At 62.4% G+C, this 17,078-nt stretch carries 13 protein-coding genes and 1 tRNA gene; 2 read left to right on the top strand and 12 right to left on the bottom strand.

Annotated elements, in window-relative coordinates; all coding sequences use genetic code 11:
• Position 1: 1 nt before the first annotated feature.
• The 3 genes from rpsL to rpoB form a co-directional block, all read right to left on the bottom strand.
• Positions 2-376 carry a 30S ribosomal protein S12 gene (gene rpsL, locus L0B83_RS05160; RefSeq protein ID WP_009358312.1) on the bottom strand — a complete coding sequence of 125 codons (375 nt, stop codon included), beginning with the start codon at positions 374-376 and terminating at the stop codon, positions 2-4.
• Positions 377-789: 413 nt separating this feature from the next.
• The gene (locus tag L0B83_RS05155) at positions 790-4,689 is read right to left on the bottom strand and encodes a DNA-directed RNA polymerase subunit beta' (protein WP_234757342.1); all 3,900 of its coding nucleotides are present in this window, start codon (positions 4,687-4,689) and stop codon (positions 790-792) included.
• Positions 4,690-4,793: 104 nt separating this feature from the next.
• Positions 4,794-8,312, bottom strand: a complete 3,519-nt coding sequence (gene rpoB / locus L0B83_RS05150; RefSeq protein ID WP_234757341.1) for a DNA-directed RNA polymerase subunit beta — start codon at positions 8,310-8,312, stop codon at positions 4,794-4,796.
• A gap of 407 nt (positions 8,313-8,719) precedes the next feature.
• Between rpoB and L0B83_RS05145 the strand changes: the two genes are divergently transcribed.
• Entirely contained in the window at positions 8,720-9,931 is a 1,212-nt protein-coding gene (locus L0B83_RS05145; RefSeq protein WP_234757340.1) for an acetyl-CoA C-acetyltransferase, read from the top strand.
• A gap of 69 nt (positions 9,932-10,000) precedes the next feature.
• Positions 10,001-10,468, top strand: a complete 468-nt coding sequence (locus tag L0B83_RS05140) for an aminoacyl-tRNA deacylase (RefSeq protein WP_234757339.1) — start codon at positions 10,001-10,003, stop codon at positions 10,466-10,468.
• 131 nt (positions 10,469-10,599) lie between these two features.
• On the opposite strand, the gene rplL is transcribed toward L0B83_RS05140, so the two are convergent.
• The 9 genes from rplL to L0B83_RS05095 form a co-directional block, all read right to left on the bottom strand.
• Positions 10,600-10,977 (bottom strand): 50S ribosomal protein L7/L12, encoded by a 378-nt coding sequence (rplL, locus tag L0B83_RS05135; RefSeq protein ID WP_059387353.1) that lies wholly within the window; start codon positions 10,975-10,977, stop codon positions 10,600-10,602.
• 75 nt (positions 10,978-11,052) lie between these two features.
• Positions 11,053-11,658 (bottom strand): 50S ribosomal protein L10, encoded by a 606-nt coding sequence (gene rplJ / locus L0B83_RS05130; RefSeq protein ID WP_234757338.1) that lies wholly within the window; start codon positions 11,656-11,658, stop codon positions 11,053-11,055.
• A gap of 300 nt (positions 11,659-11,958) precedes the next feature.
• The gene (locus L0B83_RS05125) at positions 11,959-13,092 is read right to left on the bottom strand and encodes a GNAT family N-acetyltransferase (protein WP_234757337.1); all 1,134 of its coding nucleotides are present in this window, start codon (positions 13,090-13,092) and stop codon (positions 11,959-11,961) included.
• Positions 13,089-14,150 carry a GNAT family N-acetyltransferase gene (locus L0B83_RS05120; RefSeq protein WP_234757336.1) on the bottom strand — a complete coding sequence of 354 codons (1,062 nt, stop codon included), beginning with the start codon at positions 14,148-14,150 and terminating at the stop codon, positions 13,089-13,091. The genes L0B83_RS05125 and L0B83_RS05120 overlap by 4 nt, the downstream gene beginning before the upstream one ends.
• 111 nt (positions 14,151-14,261) lie before the next feature.
• Complete coding sequence (gene rplA, locus L0B83_RS05115) at positions 14,262-14,969, bottom strand: 50S ribosomal protein L1 (RefSeq protein ID WP_234757335.1); 708 nt, start codon at positions 14,967-14,969, stop codon at positions 14,262-14,264.
• 142 nt (positions 14,970-15,111) lie between these two features.
• Positions 15,112-15,543, bottom strand: a complete 432-nt coding sequence (rplK, locus tag L0B83_RS05110) for a 50S ribosomal protein L11 (protein WP_018773647.1) — start codon at positions 15,541-15,543, stop codon at positions 15,112-15,114.
• A 129-nt stretch (positions 15,544-15,672) separates the two neighbouring features.
• On the bottom strand, positions 15,673-16,470 hold the full coding sequence (gene nusG / locus L0B83_RS05105; protein WP_234757334.1) for a transcription termination/antitermination protein NusG: 798 nt from the start codon (positions 16,468-16,470) through the stop codon (positions 15,673-15,675).
• Positions 16,471-16,584: 114 nt separating this feature from the next.
• Complete coding sequence (gene secE / locus L0B83_RS05100) at positions 16,585-16,866, bottom strand: preprotein translocase subunit SecE (protein ID WP_234757333.1); 282 nt, start codon at positions 16,864-16,866, stop codon at positions 16,585-16,587.
• An 81-nt stretch (positions 16,867-16,947) separates the two neighbouring features.
• A tRNA-Trp gene (locus tag L0B83_RS05095) sits at positions 16,948-17,020 on the bottom strand.
• Positions 17,021-17,078 lie beyond the last annotated feature (58 nt).

Genomic DNA, 17,078 nt, shown 5'->3' with positions numbered 1-17,078 from the left:
ATTACTTCTTCTCCATCTTTGCGCCGTAGCGGCTGCGGGCCTGCTTGCGGTTCTTGACACCCTGGGTATCGAGGGCACCACGGACGATCTTGTAACGGACACCCGGAAGGTCCTTCACACGACCACCACGGACCAGCACGATGGAGTGCTCCTGGAGGTTGTGGCCAACACCGGGGATGTAGGCGGTAACTTCAACGCCACCGTTGAGGCGGACACGAGCAACCTTACGGAGAGCCGAGTTCGGCTTCTTCGGGGTGGTCGTGTAAACGCGGGTGCAAACACCGCGGCGCATCGGGCTGCCCTTAAGCGCGGGAGCCTTGGTCTTGGAGACCTTCGGCGTGCGGCCCTTGCGGACCAGCTGGTTAATCGTAGGCACTTTCGTGTTCTCCGTTGGTTGATCTCTGCTCCGCGCCCAGGCATTGGCCTGTGTTTGCGTGAGAGCTTTGGCGTTGTCCATGCGACCCTGGCCCGAAGACCGTGGGCGTGCAAAAGTGCGGCATTCGTTGCGCACGTTGCCCGCAACCCGGAAACAGGCTCCACCCAAACATCATGAGAACAAAACCAAAATGATGCTGCGGCGGCCTTCATCCACTGCCACACAGAACAATTACCAAAATTCTAGCATGGCTTGATCTGAGGCCTTAATCGGGTGTAGAGGGCAGAACCACGACGGCGGGTGCCGGCCGCCGTCGTCGGGCACCTTCACGGGCACGCGGGCAAGGGCGCCCCGCAACGGGAAGGACCCCGCACTCACCGAGTGCGGGGTCCTTCCTTTGAGTTACGGACTCGTCAGCGGAAATCGTTGCCGAGGTCGTAGTCGTCCAGCGGGATGGCGTGGAACTCGGGAGCTCCGTCGCCGCCCAGGGCGTCGTACGAGAAGTCGGTGAAAGCGCTGGGGCCCGTGAACAGGCTTGCCTTTGCTTCCTCAGTCGGCTCCACTGTGACCTCGGTGTAACGGGGCAGGCCCGTACCGGCCGGGATGAGCTTACCGATGATGACGTTCTCCTTGAGGCCGAGCAGCGGGTCGCTCTTGCCTTCCATGGCCGCCTGCGTCAGGACGCGGGTGGTCTCCTGGAAGGAAGCGGCCGACAGCCAGGACTCGGTTGCCAGGGATGCCTTGGTGATACCCATCAGTTCCGGACGGCCGGAAGCCGGGGTACGGCCCTCGGACACCACGCGGCGGTTCTCGTCCTCGAAGCGGCTGCGCTCAGCGAGCTCGCCCGGAAGCAGCTCGGAGTCGCCGGATTCGATGACGGTCACGCGGCGCAGCATCTGGCGGACGATGACTTCCACGTGCTTGTCGTGGATGCCAATGCCCTGGCTGCGGTAAACGCCCTGGACCTCGTCCACCAGGAACTTCTGGGCGGCACGCGGACCCATGATGCGCAGAACCTGCTTCGGGTCCACAGGACCGTTGATCAGCTTCTGGCCGACGCTGACGTGCTCGCCATCCTCGATGAGGAGGCGGGAACGGCGCAGCACCGGGTAGGCGATCTCCTCGGAACCATCGTCCGGGGTGATGATGAGGCGCATCTGGCGCTCGGACTCTTCGATGGTGATGCGGCCGGCTGCTTCAGCAATCGGTGCCACACCCTTCGGAGTACGGGCTTCGAAGAGCTCCTGGATACGGGGCAGACCCTGCGTGATGTCGTCGCCACCGCTGGCCGAAACGGCACCACCGGTGTGGAACGTACGCATGGTCAGCTGGGTACCGGGTTCACCGATGGACTGTGCCGCGATGATGCCGACAGCCTCTCCGATGTCCACGGTCTTGCCCGTAGCCAGCGAACGGCCGTAGCAGAGCGCACAGGTACCGACCTTGGACTCACACGTGAGCACGGAACGGACCTTGACCTCGGTGATGCCGGCTGCGAGCAGCTCGGCAATGACGACGTCGCCGCAGTCGGTGCCGGCAGCAGCCAGCACAGCACCCTTGGAGTCGACGACGTCGACGGCGAGGGTACGTGCGTAGGCGCTGTTCTCGACGTTCTCGTCCAGGGTCAGCTCACCGTTGGAGTCCGGCACGGCGATTGCGGTCATGAGACCGCGCTCGGTGCCACAGTCCTCTTCGCGGACGATGACGTCCTGCGAAACGTCCACCAGACGACGGGTCAGGTAACCCGAGTTGGCGGTACGCAGTGCGGTGTCGGCCAGACCCTTACGGGCACCGTGCGTGGCGATGAAGTATTCCAGCACCGACAGGCCCTCGCGGTAGGAGGACTTGATCGGACGCGGGATGATCTCACCCTTCGGGTTGGCCACAAGACCACGGATACCCGCGATCTGGCGGACCTGCATCCAGTTACCACGTGCACCGGAGGACACCATGCGGTTGATGGTGTTCATCGGGGACAGGCTGTCACGCATCGCCTGGGCGATTTCGTTGGTGGCCTTGTTCCAGATCTCGATCAGTTCCTGGCGACGCTCGTCGTCGTCGATCAGGCCCTTGTCGTACTGGCCCTGGATCTTGGCAGCCATGGTCTCGTAACCGGCCAGGATCTCCGGCTTGGAGGTGGGCACCTCGATGTCGGAGATTGCCACGGTGACGCCCGAGCGGGTCGCCCAGTAGAAACCGGCGTCCTTCAGGTTGTCCAGCGTTGCGGCCGTGACCACCTTCGGGTAGCGCTCCGCGAGGTCGTTGACGATCCGGGAAAGCTCGCCCTTGTCGGCAACAGCCTCAACCCACGGGTAGTCCTCCGGCAGGGTCTCGTTGAAGAGGACCTGGCCGAGGGAGGTCTCGACCAGCGCGGTCTGACCCGGTTCCCAACCTTCCGGAGCTTCCCAGCCGGCGTAAGGAACAAAGCCCTCGAGGCGGATCTTGATCTGGGAGTTCAGGTGCAGCTCGCGGGCGTCGTAGGCCATGATGGCTTCGGCTACCGAACCGAACACGCGGCCTTCGCCTGCCGAACCAACACGCTTGGTGGTCAGGTGGTACAGGCCGATGATCATGTCCTGCGAAGGCAGGGTCACCGGACGGCCATCCGACGGCTTCAAGATGTTGTTGGAGGACAGCATCAGGATGCGGGCTTCAGCCTGGGCTTCGGGGCTCAGCGGCAGGTGGACTGCCATCTGGTCGCCGTCGAAGTCGGCGTTGAAGGCGCCACAAACCAGCGGGTGAAGCTGGATGGCCTTGCCTTCCACGAGCTGCGGCTCGAATGCCTGGATGCCGAGACGGTGCAGGGTAGGTGCACGGTTGAGCAGCACCGGGTGTTCGGTGATGATCTCTTCCAGCACGTCCCAGACCTGCGGGCGGTAACGCTCGACCATGCGCTTTGCCGACTTGATGTTCTGCGCGTGGTTGAGGTCAACCAGGCGCTTCATCACGAACGGCTTGAAGAGCTCCAGGGCCATCTGCTTGGGCAGACCACACTGGTGCAGCTTCAGCTGCGGGCCGACGACGATGACCGAACGGCCCGAGTAGTCAACGCGCTTGCCGAGCAGGTTCTGGCGGAACCGGCCCTGCTTGCCCTTGAGCATGTCGCTCAGGGACTTCAGCGGACGGTTGCCCGGACCGGTGACCGGACGGCCGCGGCGGCCGTTGTCGAAGAGGCTGTCAACAGCTTCCTGAAGCATGCGCTTCTCGTTGTTGACGATGATCTCCGGCGCGCCGAGGTCAAGCAGTCGCTTGAGGCGGTTGTTGCGGTTGATCACACGGCGGTAGAGGTCGTTGAGGTCGGAGGTCGCGAAGCGGCCACCGTCCAGCTGGACCATCGGGCGCAGTTCCGGCGGGATCACCGGGACGGCGTCCAGAACCATGCCGAGCGGGCTGTTGTTGGTGGTCAGGAATGCGTTGACAACCTTCAGTCGCTTGAGGGCACGGGTCTTGCGCTGGCCCTTGCCGTTCTGGATGGTGTCGCGCAGCGCCTCGGACTCTGCCTGCATGTCGAAGTTCTCAAGACGCTTCTTGATGGCTTCGGCACCCATGGAGCCTTCGAAGTACATGCCGTAGCGGTCGCGCAGTTCGCGGTACAGGCCTTCGTCACCTTCGAGGTCTGCGACCTTCAGGTTCTTGAAACGGTCCCAGACCTGCTCGAGGCGCTCGATCTCAGCGTCCGCGCGCTTGCGGACGTTGGCCATTTGGCGGTCCGCGGAATCGCGGGCCTTCTTCTTGTCCGCAGCCTTGGCGCCTTCACCTTCGAGGCGGGCAAGCTCGTCCTCAAGGTCCCGGGCGATCGTGGCAATGTCGCTGTCGCGGTTGTCGATGAGCTGCTTCTTCTCGAGGTCGTGCTCCACCTGCAGGTTCGGCAGTTCCGCGTGACGGCTCTCGGTGTCGACGCTCGTGATCATGTAGGCGGCGAAGTAGATGACCTTCTCGAGGTCCTTCGGTGCCAGGTCAAGGAGGTAGCCCAAACGGGAGGGAACACCCTTGAAGTACCAGATGTGCGTGACGGGAGCGGCCAGCTCAATGTGGCCCATGCGCTCACGGCGCACCTTGGCGCGGGTGACTTCAACGCCGCAACGCTCGCAGATGATGCCCTTGAAGCGCACACGCTTGTACTTGCCGCAGTAGCATTCCCAGTCCCGGGACGGGCCGAAGATCTTCTCGCAGAAGAGGCCGTCCTTCTCAGGCTTGAGCGTGCGGTAGTTGATGGTTTCCGGCTTCTTGACCTCACCGTACGACCAGCCGCGGATGTCTTCCGCGGTGGCGAGGCCGATCTGCATGAGGCCGAAGGAGGATTCGCTGGACATATGGTCCCTGTTCTCTCTTGTTCTCTAAATTCTGAAGTCTTGTGTTTACGGAAAGAGGCAGCTGCCTTGGCTGGCGGATCGCGCCGCCAGCCAAGGGCGGCTGTTTAGACCTCTTCTACGGAGCTGGGCTCTGCGCGAGACAGATCGATGCCCAGTTCTTCCGCAGCCGTAAAGACTGCGTCATCAGAGTCACGCATTTCGATCGTTGTACCGTCCGTGGAAAGAACTTCCACGTTCAGGCACAGCGACTGCATTTCCTTGATCAAGACCTTGAAGGATTCCGGAACGCCAGGCTCGGGGATGTTCTCGCCCTTGACGATGGCTTCGTAGACCTTCACGCGGCCGTGGATGTCGTCCGACTTGATCGTCAGCAGTTCCTGGAGGGTGTAGGCGGCGCCGTATGCTTCGAGCGCCCACACTTCCATTTCACCGAAGCGCTGGCCACCGAACTGAGCCTTACCACCCAGCGGCTGCTGCGTGATCATGGAGTACGGGCCGGTGGAGCGTGCGTGGATCTTGTCGTCCACCAAGTGGTGGAGCTTCAGGATGTACATGTAGCCCACGGAGATCGGGTCCGGGAACGGCTCGCCGGAACGGCCGTCGAACAGACGGGTCTTTCCGGAGGAGTCGATCAGGCGGTCGCCGTCGCGGGTCACGTTGGTGGAATCCAGCAGACCTGTGATTTCCTCTTCGCGTGCACCGTCGAACACCGGGGTGGCAACGGTGGTCTGGCCGGTTTCACGAGGCAGGTTCGGGAGGTTCTTGACCCACTCCGGCTCGCCTTCGATCTTCCAACCGGTCTTCGCTACCCAGCCGAGGTGCGTTTCAAGCACCTGGCCGACGTTCATGCGGCCCGGAACACCCAAGGGGTTCAGGACGATGTCCACCGGCGTACCGTCTGCGAGGAACGGCATGTCTTCAACAGGCAGGATCTTCGAGATGACGCCCTTGTTACCGTGGCGGCCGGCGAGCTTGTCGCCGTCGGTGATCTTGCGCTTGGCAGCAACGTAGACGCGGACCAGCTGGTTGACGCCCGGGGGCAGCTCGTCGTCGTTGTCGCGGTCGAAGACGCGCACGCCGATAACCGTGCCGGACTCACCGTGCGGAACCTTCAGGGAGGTGTCACGCACTTCGCGGGACTTCTCGCCGAAGATGGCACGGAGGAGGCGCTCTTCCGGAGTCAGTTCGGTTTCACCCTTCGGGGTGACCTTTCCGACCAGGATGTCGCCGGCTTCAACCTCGGCACCGATGTGGATGATGCCGCGCTCGTCCAGGCCGGCAAGGACTTCCTCGGACACGTTGGGGATGTCACGGGTGATTTCCTCGGCACCAAGCTTGGTGTCGCGGGCATCGATCTCGTGCTCCTCGATGTGGATGGAGGAAAGAACGTCCTCAGCGACAATGCGCTGCGACAGGATGATGGCGTCCTCGAAGTTGTGGCCTTCCCAGGACATGAATGCCACGAGGAGGTTCTTGCCGAGGGCCAGTTCACCCTGGTCCGTTGCCGGGCCGTCAGCGATGATGCCGCCGACTTCGAGGCGCTGGCCTTCGTTGACCAGGACACGGTGGTTGTAGCAGTTGCCCTGGTTGGAACGGGCGAACTTGTTGATCCGGTAGCTGGTTTCCGTGCCGTCGTCGTTGAGCATGGTGACGAGATCCGCGGAAACTTCGTTGACCACGCCGGCCTTCTTCGCGATGACAACGTCACCGGCGTCGACGGCGGCAGCGCGCTCCATGCCGGTGCCCACGAACGGAGCCTCGGAACGGACCAGCGGCACGGCCTGGCGCTGCATGTTGGCACCCATGAGTGCACGGTTTGCGTCGTCATGCTCGAGGAACGGAATCAGGGCCGTAGCCACGGACACCATCTGGCGCGGGGAAACATCCATGAACTGGACGTCTTCGGCCGGAACCAGGACGGGCTCGCCTCCACCACCACGGGCACGGACCAGGACGGTCTCTTCGGCGAACCGCTTGTTCTCGTCGAGCGGAGCGTTGGCCTGTGCGATCAGGACTTCGGCTTCGTCGTCGGCGGTCAGGTACTGGACCTCGTCCGAAACGATGCCGTCCTTGACGAGGCGGTACGGAGTCTCGATGAAACCGAACGGGTTGATGCGGCCGTAGGAAGCCAACGAACCGATGAGGCCGATGTTCGGACCTTCAGGGGTTTCGATGGGGCACATACGTCCGTAGTGGGACGGGTGCACGTCACGGACTTCCATGCCTGCGCGGTCACGGGACAGACCACCCGGGCCAAGAGCCGACAAGCGGCGCTTGTGGGTCAGGCCAGACAGCGGGTTGTTCTGGTCCATGAACTGGGACAGCTGGGACGTTCCGAAGAACTCCTTGATCGCTGCCACAACAGGGCGGATGTTGATCAGGGTCTGCGGCGTGATCGCTTCGACGTCCTGCGTGGTCATGCGTTCGCGAACGACGCGCTCCATGCGGGACAGGCCGGTGCGGACCTGGTTTTCGATCAGTTCGCCGACCGCGCGGATGCGGCGGTTGCCGAAGTGGTCGATGTCATCGATCTCGACGCGGAGCTCGTGGTCCTCGCCGTCGCGCTTGCCCATGATGGTCTTCTCGCCGGCGTGCAGCGCGACGAGGAACTTGATCATGGCGACGATGTCTTCAACGTGCAGGACCGAAGCTTCCTTGTCGCCAAGGGAGCGGTCGATGCCGAGCTTGCGGTTGATCTTGTAACGGCCGACCTTGGCCAGATCGTAGCGCTTGGCGTTGAAGTACAGGTTGTCCAGCAGGGACTGGGCAGCCTCGACGGTGGGCGGCTCGCCCGGGCGCAGCTTGCGGTAGATGTCCAGGAGGGCGTCTTCCTGGGTTTCGGTGGCATCCTTCTCCAGCGTCGCACGCATGGAGTCGTACTGGCCGAACTCTTCCAGGATCTGGCCTTCGGTCCAGCCAAGGGCCTTCAGCAGAACGGTGACCGACTGCTTGCGCTTGCGGTCGAGGCGGACGCCGACCTGGTCGCGCTTGTCGATTTCGAGCTCGAACCAGGCACCGCGGGACGGGATGATCTTCGCGGTGAAGATGTCCTTGTCGCTGGTCTTGTCGGCGGTGCGCTCAAAGTAGGCGCCCGGCGAACGGACCAGCTGCGAGACGACGACACGCTCGGTGCCGTTGACGACGAACGTTCCCTTCTCGGTCATGAGGGGGAAGTCGCCCATGAACACGGTCTGCTGCTTGATTTCACCCGTGTTGTTGTTCATGAACTCGGCCTTGACATACAGCGGTGCCGAGTAGGTGGCGTCACGGTCTTTGCATTCGGCCATGGTGTACTTCGGATCAGCGAACTCCGGCTCGGAGAAGCTCAGGGACATGGTGCCCTGGAAGTCCTCGATGGGGGAGATCTCTTCGAAGATGTCGGCGAGTCCGGAGGTGGTGGCGACGCTCAGGTCGCCTTCCTCGACAGCCTTCGCTACACGCGCCTGCCAGCGTTCGTTTCCGACCAGCCAGTCAAAGCTGTCTGTCTGCAGTGCGAGCAGATTCGGAACGTCCAGCGGTTCGTGAATCTTTGCGAATGAGAGCCGGCGAGTTGCACCGTCGGTGCTGCTGGCATTGATAGCGGTTCCTGCATTGTTTTCATTTGAGGTGCTCGAGGCGACCAAGAGGGATCCTTCCACAGACCTTCAGGCGTTTTCAGATCTCCCCCGCTTGCACCCCGCAGATCGAATCCGCAAGGTACCTTTCCGGTTCCGCTATATGACCCGGGACCCCCGCTGGCAAAGGCCGTACCGTTCTAAATGGCACGTCGATGGCGCAGCTGAGAGGTAAAGCCCACCGCTATATGAAGGCTGAAGGTTAACAGGGAAGACGCAAATATCCACAATACGGCAAATCAACCCACCTGTCTACCCCACATCCCGCCTGAATGCAAGCACGGTTGCTGCGGGCACCGATGCGCCCCGGCCTTTGCCGGCGCAGGTGGAATGTTGATCCCGGGCCCATTGTTGAATGGAGAGGTGATCTACCCCACGGTAGCCTAGGCTCACCACCCTTGATCGGAAGAGAGAAAATGAGCACCCCCTCATACACGACGGACAACAACAACGACGTTGTCATCCTTTCCGCCAGCCGCACCCCACAGGGACGGTTGAACGGGCAACTGGCCGGGCTCACCGCCGTCGAACTCGGCGCCCACGCCATTTCAGGCGCGATTGCGGCGAGCGGGATCACCGCCGACAAAGTGGACGCAGTGATTATGGGACAGGTGCTGCAAGCAGGCGCCGGCCAGAACCCGGCCCGCCAAAGCGCCATCGCCGCCGGCATCGGCTGGAATATCCCGGCGGTCACCATCAACAAGGTCTGTCTCTCCGGCCTGACTGCCGTGATCGATGCCGCCCGGATGATCCGCAGCGGCGACGCCGCCGTCGTCGTCGCCGGCGGCCAGGAATCGATGAGCCGGGCTCCCCACCTGCTGCCCGGTTCACGGCAAGGGTGGAGCTACGGTGCCATCCAGGCCCTCGACGTAGCCGCCCACGACGGCCTCACCGATGCCTTCGATGGCCAGTCAATGGGCCTGTCCACCGAAATAAAGAACCTCTCGCTCGGCATCGACCGCAAGTCCCAGGACGAAGTGGCCGCCGCGTCGCACCAGCGTGCGGCCGCCGCCGCCGAGCAAGGCGTGTTCGACGGCGAGATCGCACCCATCAGCGTCAAGCAGCGCAAGGGAGAACCCCTGGTGCTGACGAGCGACGAAGGGGTCCGGCCCCAGACCACGCTCGAAACCTTGGCCCCGCTCAAGAGCGCTTTCGCCACCGACGGAACCATCACCGCAGGCAACTCCTCTCCCCTGTCCGACGGCGCTTCCGCACTCGTGCTCACAAGCCGTGCCTTCGCCGAGGCGAACGGCCTTGACTACCTTGCCGTCGTCGGCAAGCCGGGACAGGTGGCGGGGCCCGACAACAGCCTGCATTCCCAGCCTTCGAACGCGATACGGAACGCCTTGGACCGCGCGGGGTGGACCACGGCCGATCTGGACTTCATCGAGATCAACGAAGCCTTCGGTTCGGTTGCAGTGCAATCGTTGAAGGACCTGGATTATCCCTTGGAGAAGTGCAATGTCCACGGCGGAGCAATCGCGCTCGGACACCCGATCGGTGCTTCGGGGGCCCGGCTTGCCCTGCACGCTGCCCATGAGCTGAAGCGCCGCGGCAGGGGCAAAGCGGCGGTCGCGCTCTGTGGTGGCGGAGGCCAGGGTGAAGCACTGCTGCTCTACCGCGACTAGGGCCTCGGCGGTTCGGCGGTTGGGGCGGCATTCGGCGGGTTGGGCGGTATGAACGGAAAGGGAGCATGAATGCGGGGCACTGAGCGGTTCCTGGCTGACGCGGCCGCACGCGGACTCGACGTCCAGCTCGTGGAGCGGGCGGCCGCAAGCAGCCTTGAGGAAGCGGCCCGCAACATGGGGATCACGCCGGCGGACATCGTCAAGTCCCTTGTGGTCAAGCACCGGGACGGCACGTTCCTGTTCGCGTTGGTCCCGGGTGACCGGCAGATCTCCTGGCCCAAGCTGCGCGCCCTCCTCGGCGTCAACAAGCTGTCCATGCCTTCCGCCGACGTCGCCTTCGAAGCCACCGGCTATGAGCGCGGCACCATCACCCCGCTGGGAAGTTCGAAGCCGTGGCCTGTCTATGCGGATGCCAGCATCGCCGGACGCAGGATCTCCATGGGCGCAGGCGAGCACGGATTCAGCGCCTTCGTGAACGCCGACGCCCTCACTGCAGCCCTGGGTGCGATGGTGGCCGACATCAGCGACCCCCTCTAAGCAACGCGGGGTCACTTACGGCCCATCCGGAAGCACCTCATGGGCCGTAAGTGACCCGCGTTGCTTCGTTAAAACGCAAGGAAGCCCCGCCCGGACGAATCCGGACGGGGCTTCCTAGCCGAAAAAGCGAGTTACTTGACAGTAACCGTGGCGCCGGCAGCCTCGAGCTGCTCCTTGGCCTTCTCAGCGGCTTCCTTGGTGGCGCCTTCGAGAACAGCCTTCGGTGCACCGTCAACCAGGTCCTTGGCTTCCTTGAGGCCGAGGGAGGTGATGGCGCGAACTTCCTTGATCACTGCGATCTTCTTGTCACCGGCAGCTTCGAGAACGACGTCGAATTCGGTCTTCTCTTCGGCTTCTTCAGCGGCAGCGCCACCGGCAGGGCCGGCGACTGCAACAGCAGCAGCGGTAACTTCGAAGGTCTCTTCGAAGAGCTTGACGAACTCAGAGAGTTCGATGATGGTCAGTTCCTTGAAAGCTTCAATGAGCTCTTCGTTGCTGAGCTTCGCCATGATTGGCGTCCTTCCTTTAGGTGGTGCCGCCACGGACGTTATCCGTTACTGCACCGCAGTTTGAATGGGGAGAACTTAGTTCTCTTCGGTTGCTGCTTCAGCGGCTTCAGCCGGAGCGGCAGCCTCTTCTGCAGCAGCCTCGGCGGGAGCCTCTTCGGCAGCCGGTGCTTCTTCAGCGGCCGGTGCTACAGCGCCGCCCTCTTCTTCAAGCTTGAGGCGCAGAGCGTCAATGATGCGTGCAGCGGCGGCAGCAGGTGCCTTGAGGACGCCTGCAACCTTGGCGAGCTGCAGCTCACGGGACTCGAGGGCTGCCAGTGCGGCAACCTCTTCTGCGTTCAGTGCCTTGCCCTCGAAGTAACCGGTCTTGATGACCAGCTGCTTGTTGACCTTGGCAAAGTCCGTCAGGCTCTTGGCGGCAGCAACCGCGTCACCCTTGATGAATGCGATTGCAGTGGGGCCGGCAAGCTGACCGTCGAATGCTTCGACACCAGCTTCCTTGGCTGCAATGGCGGTCAGGGTGTTCTTGACGACCGCGAACTTGGTGTCCAGGCCGAGAGAAACACGCAGCTGCTTGAGCTGTGCAACAGAGAGCCCGCGGTATTCGGTCAGGACAGCGGCGTTCGATTCCTTGAAATCGTTGGTGATCTCAGCTACTGCGGAGACCTTGCTAGGCGTTGCCATAACCCTCCTTCCGGGGAATAAAGCCGGTTTTCCGGGTCCCCGCTCAAAAGAGCTGCAACTAAAAACGCCCCGCGCAGATGCACGGGGCTTGGCTCAACACGATTCAAATGATCATGGAGACTTGCTTCGTTCACCTGCGCCGGCCGCCCTTTGTCAGGGTCCTTCGTCTAGGAAACCACTTGGTTCTTCCGCACGCAGCTGCAGAGTTGAGCTGTGCCCGGAGGAGTGGATTCCCATCAACCGACGGTCTTTGGTAGTTCAAGCTTACGGGACGGGCAAGTGCATCACCAAATCGTGCCGCTACTCGGAGGACGTGACCCTCCGCCCCATGTTCGGCAGTTCCTTCTGCCAGAGCCCCGTGACACCGGCCGTCGTGAATCCCAATTGCTTGTTCACCGTCAACAAGTACCGGTTCTCCGGAGCATTCCAGGAGTAGATCACGCGGGCGTCGGGGAACTGTTCGCTGAGTCGCTGCATGTTGGCGACCTTGATGAGGAGCCCGAGCTTGTTCCCGCGGTGCTCCTGCAGCACGATCGTGTCGTCTTGGAAGACGACGTCCTGGCGTTGCGCCAGGACCCCGATCGTGGTGAGTCCGACGATCCGCCCGCTGGCGATGTGCTCGACGGCGGTGACCACCGTTCGGCGTCCCTGCGCGACGGCGGCGTCCTCCGCCTGGCGCAACACCCCGGCGTCGAACACTAATTGCGGCTGAGCGGCTTCCGCTGCCTCCTGCCCTTCGGAGACCACCTCCCCCGCTGCGTTCTCCAAGGCGGCCACAGCTTCCAGCCACTGCTGGGGGCAGTGGTCCGTCCAGTGGTGAACCTGGTAGCGGCCTGCGTTCGCAGCTTCCGCTTCGGCCTCGAGTTCGGCTACGAGCTTTGAATCCAGCGGCAGCGCGCAGGAACTGAACTGTTCGATGTGCTGCAGGGTGTAGCCGGAACGCCGGGCAAAATCGACCTCGCGGCTGGACAGCGGAACAAAGCCCAGGCCGCTGCCAGGCACGAGCTGCCCTTCGGCACCGCCGCGGAGTGACTCGGCAGGATGGTTGGTGTCAACCATGATCATCGTGCGGCCCTCGCTTCGGGCAAACTGCTCGGCAGCTTCCAGGAGTTGCCGGCCAACGCCCCGTCGCTGGAATTCAGGGAGGATGTCCAGGGTGAACTCGGCGAGGTCCATGTTGTCGGCGAGGGGCAGCGCTATGTCCACGGTACCGACAATGCGGCCGTCGACGCGGGCCACGAGAATAACCTGGCGTTCGTATGGATCGCTGAGTTCGAGCAGTTTTTCCAGCGGTGTGTAGGCGAGATCGTCGGTGCCCCAGATCTGCATCCGGACCCGCCGGCTGACTTCGACGGCGGCCAGAAAATCCTTTGCGTCGTCATCGCCGAGGGAATCAGGGATCCAAAGTTGGCCGATCTCCACCGTGCTCGTCATATGATCCTCTTTTGCCATTCGCCGTCATATCCCGCCGGTTTGAAGCCGAGCTGTACGTTGATGGACAGCATATGTTCGTTTTCCTCGGCGTTAGAAGTCATGACGAGCCCGACAGCTGGATATTCGGCCTGCAGCCTGCGCAGATTTGCCAGTTTCACGAGCATTCCCAACCCATGGCCCCGATGCGGCTTAGCCACCAAGGTGTCGTCCTGCTCGGCAATTCCAGGCTTCGCGGGATCAAGGTAGACCACGGTGTACGCGACGAGCGCCCCCGTCCGGCGGTCCTGTGCAGCAGCCACAAGGGCAGTCTGGCCTTCGGCAAGCGCGGTGTCTTCGAGCTGCCTGACGCGGGCAGCGTCCCAGTCCTCAGCCTCGATCTCAAGGCCTCCAGCCGGGGTGTCCGTGCTCATCCGGCCCATCAGCACGGCCATATTATCCACGTATTGGGGAGGGCAACGGTCCGTCCAGGCAAGGACCCGGTAATCCGCGTCGGCCTTGGTATGCGCCGCCTGCTCAAGCCTCGCCCATTCCGCGTTGTGGTCCATGTCCAGCGTGCTGAATCTGGTGGCCTGTTCGAGGGTGTAGCCGTTCTTGAGGCAGAACGCTGCTCCCGGCCCGTCTTCCGGGACTCCCGCGGGTGGGGCGCCTGTGGGGTGTTCGGTGCGCGCCTGCAGGACGCGCCTCCCCTGGGCCCTCGCGACGTCTTCGACGGTGCCGAGCAACGCGCTTCCGATCCCGCGCCCGCGGTACCGCTCCAGCACCTCTACCTGAAGCCACGCGGTATGGACATTGTCCTTGAGCGGAACCTGGCAGGAAGCGTGGCCAACAATGTTCCCGCCAACCCGGGCGAAGAAGTTCGTTGATACCACGTACGGGGTATCCCGCCACCCGGCGAGCCGGGCCTGCGCCGAGGACGCGCGCGCCAGGTTGCCCCAGGTTTCCAGCACCATGGAGTCCATAACCGATGAGAGCTCACGGAAAACCTTGCCGTCCGGACCATCCAGGGACTCCGGCAGATGGAGCTCGTGGATGCTGAAATCCGGAACCTGGCCTGTCATGCCCTCAGCCTAATCAGCGGTCGCCAGACGCGATAGGTACCGGTTCGCATACGGCAAAAGGACCGCCCGGCGAATGCCGGACGGTCCTTTTAGAGTTGATGCTCCCGGTGCTTACGCCTCGGTGAGAACCTTGGTGACGTTCGGGTCGACGGTGATGCCCGGACCGAACGTGGTGGCAACGGTGGCCTTCTGGATGTAGCGGCCCTTCGAAGCGGACGGCTTCAAACGGAGGACTTCTTCCAGGGCGGCTGCGTAGTTCTCAGCCAGCTTGACGGCGTCGAAGGAAACCTTGCCGATGATGAAGTGCAGGTTCGAGTGCTTGTCGACGCGGAAGTCGATCTTGCCACCCTTGATGTCGTTGACAGCCTTGGTGACATCGGGGGTCACGGTACCGGTCTTCGGGTTCGGCATGAGATTACGCGGACCGAGGACCTTACCGAGGCGGCCAACCTTGCCCATGAGGTCAGGGGTTGCCACTGCGGCGTCGAAGTCGGTCCAGCCGCCGGCGATCTTTTCGATCAGGTCATCGGAACCAACGAAGTCGGCGCCCGCAGCGATTGCTGCTTCGGCCTTGTCGCCCGTCGCGAAAACGAGGACGCGGGCAGTCTTACCCGTGCCGTGCGGCAGGTTGACAGTGCCACGGACCATCTGGTCGGCCTTACGCGGGTCAACGCCCAAACGGAAAGCTACCTCAACGGTGGCGTCGAACTTGGACGGGTTGGTGTCCTTGGCGAGCTTGATGGCCTCGAACGGGGCGTAGAACTTGTCCGCCTCGATCTTGGCTGCGGCTGCCTCATATGCTTTGCTGCGCTTTGCCATGCTGCTTATTCTCCTTGTGCAGTTGTGGTCTGCGGACCGCGCTTGGGCCCTGCCACAAGTTGGAAATCCGGTTGGTTATCCGTGCCGGGTTTCCAACATTTTCAATATTTCAATGGTGCCGGTTTCCCGGCGGGTGAGGGTTTTAGCCCTCGACGGTGATACCCATGGAGCGTGCGGTGCCAGCGATGATCTTGGCAGCGCCCTCAAGGCTGGTGGCGTTGAGGTCTTCCATCTTGGTGGTGGCGATCTCGTTCACCTGTGCCTGGGTCAGCTTGGCAACCTTGACGGTGTGCGGCGTGGCCGAACCCTTTGCAACGCCTGCAGCCTTCTTGATGAGCTCTGCAGCCGGCGGGGTCTTGGTGATGAAGGTGAAGGAGCGGTCTTCGTAGACCGTGATTTCAACCGGGATAACGTTTCCGCGCTGGGCTTCCGTTGCGGCGTTGTACGCCTTGCAGAATTCCATGATGTTGACACCGTGCTGGCCAAGCGCAGGACCGATCGGCGGGGCCGGGTTGGCGGCACCTGCCTGGATCTGCAGCTTGATGAGGCCGGTGACCTTCTTCTTGGGAGCCAATGTAGGTCCTTCTCTCAATAACTTCCTAGGACACAGGAGCGTGCCTCAGGTTTGTGGCCGCCATGGCAAGGCGACCGGCCGCTCCGTAGTTGCTAAGCGGGCAACTGCGGGGCGAAATTCTTGGATCAACTAGATCTTGGTGACCTGGTTGAATGCGAGCGTAACCGGGGTTTCGCGTTCGAAGATCGACACCAGCACCACAAGGGTCTGGGAATCCATCTTGATCTCGGAGATCGTGGCGGGAAGGGTCTCGAACGGGCCTTCCTTGACGATGACGGACTCTCCGACCTCGAAGTCGATGTCGACGGGCGCCTGGTGCTGCTTGTTGACCGGCTTGCCCTTTTCGGCCTGCTGCTCCTCGAAGACCGGAGCCAACATTGAGAAGACCTCGTCGAGGCGAAGCGGGACCGGGTTGTGCGCGTTGCCAACGAACCCGGTGACGCCGGGAGTGTGGCGTACGGCGCCCCAGGAGGCGTCGGTCAGGTCCATGCGGACGAGGACATAACCGGGAATGCGCACGCGGTTGATGATCTTGCGCTGGGCGTTCTTGATCTCGACGACTTCCTCCATGGGCACCTGGATCTCGAAGATGTAATCTTCCATGTCCAGGGTCTGGATGCGTGTCTCAAGGTTGGCCTTGACGCGGTTTTCGTAACCGGCGTAGGAGTGGATGACGTACCAGTCACCCTCTTGGCGGCGAAGCTTGGCCTTGAACTCCTCAGCGGGGTCGGCGGGAGCTGCAGCCGCAGCGGCGGCCAGGGCGTCGGCGTCGTCGGACCCGTCCTGGTCGGCGTCGTCGACGTCGGCAGTTTCGGGCGCAGCAGAATCGACCTCGGATCCTTCCACGGCGTCAGCCGTGGCGTGGGCCGTGCTTTCAGCGGGCCCATCCAGCTCAGTCTCAGTTACCTCGAGCTCCTGCTCAGACACTTGGTCTCCTGCTTCCTCATTGCCTAACATGCCTATTTAAATGGCTCAATTCCGCAAACCCACTGAAATCTCCCGATCTTCCGGGGATTCCACGCGGTTTGCGGAGCGATCCGCTTAGTGGTTCGTGGTGCCGGTAGCACCGAAAACCCATTTGATTCCGATACCGAAAGCCAGGTCCAGGATGGTGACAACCAACATCATGATGGCCACGAACACCAGCACCACGACTGTGTAGTTGACCAGTTCCTTGCGGGTGGGGGCAACTACCTTCTTGAGCTCACCAATTACCTGGCGGACAAAAAGCGCAATTCGAGCGAAGATGCCGGAATCGGACTTCTTGGCAGGGCGGCCCTTCGAGCTGCTCGCAGCTGTTTCGGTCACCTGATCCTCACTCATCTATGCAAACGTCGTTGACCCGACTCTGATCAGAGTCATGGTTGCTGCGCTTGCTCCGGGGAAACCCCGGAACAGCCTGCGCAGGGCAGACAGGACTCGAACCTGCAACCTGCGGTTTTGGAGACCGCTGCGCTACCAATTGCGCCACTACCCTATGGATCGAATCCATGTTTTGCCCACGCTCCAAACATGCCAAGGAACCCAAGAACACG

It is taken from the genome of Arthrobacter alkaliphilus (assembly GCF_021483235.1).
GTDB lineage: Bacteria > Actinomycetota > Actinomycetes > Actinomycetales > Micrococcaceae > Arthrobacter > Arthrobacter alkaliphilus.
Note: the sequence above shows the minus strand (reverse complement) of the source record. Positions and strands in the feature narration are given on the sequence as shown.

Coding starts and splice junctions, on each gene's coding strand:
- L0B83_RS05140 (WP_234757339.1), top strand. CDS start 10,001: ATGCGGGGCACTGAGCGGTTCCTGGCTGACGCGGCCGCACGCGGACTC.
- L0B83_RS05145 (WP_234757340.1), top strand. CDS start 8,720: ATGAGCACCCCCTCATACACGACGGACAACAACAACGACGTTGTCATC.
- rplJ (WP_234757338.1), bottom strand. CDS start 11,658: ATGGCAACGCCTAGCAAGGTCTCCGCAGTAGCTGAGATCACCAACGAT.
- L0B83_RS05120 (WP_234757336.1), bottom strand. CDS start 14,150: ATGACAGGCCAGGTTCCGGATTTCAGCATCCACGAGCTCCATCTGCCG.
- L0B83_RS05155 (WP_234757342.1), bottom strand. CDS start 4,689: ATGTCCAGCGAATCCTCCTTCGGCCTCATGCAGATCGGCCTCGCCACC.
- L0B83_RS05125 (WP_234757337.1), bottom strand. CDS start 13,092: ATGACGAGCACGGTGGAGATCGGCCAACTTTGGATCCCTGATTCCCTC.
- rplL (WP_059387353.1), bottom strand. CDS start 10,977: ATGGCGAAGCTCAGCAACGAAGAGCTCATTGAAGCTTTCAAGGAACTG.
- secE (WP_234757333.1), bottom strand. CDS start 16,866: ATGAGTGAGGATCAGGTGACCGAAACAGCTGCGAGCAGCTCGAAGGGC.
- rplA (WP_234757335.1), bottom strand. CDS start 14,969: ATGGCAAAGCGCAGCAAAGCATATGAGGCAGCCGCAGCCAAGATCGAG.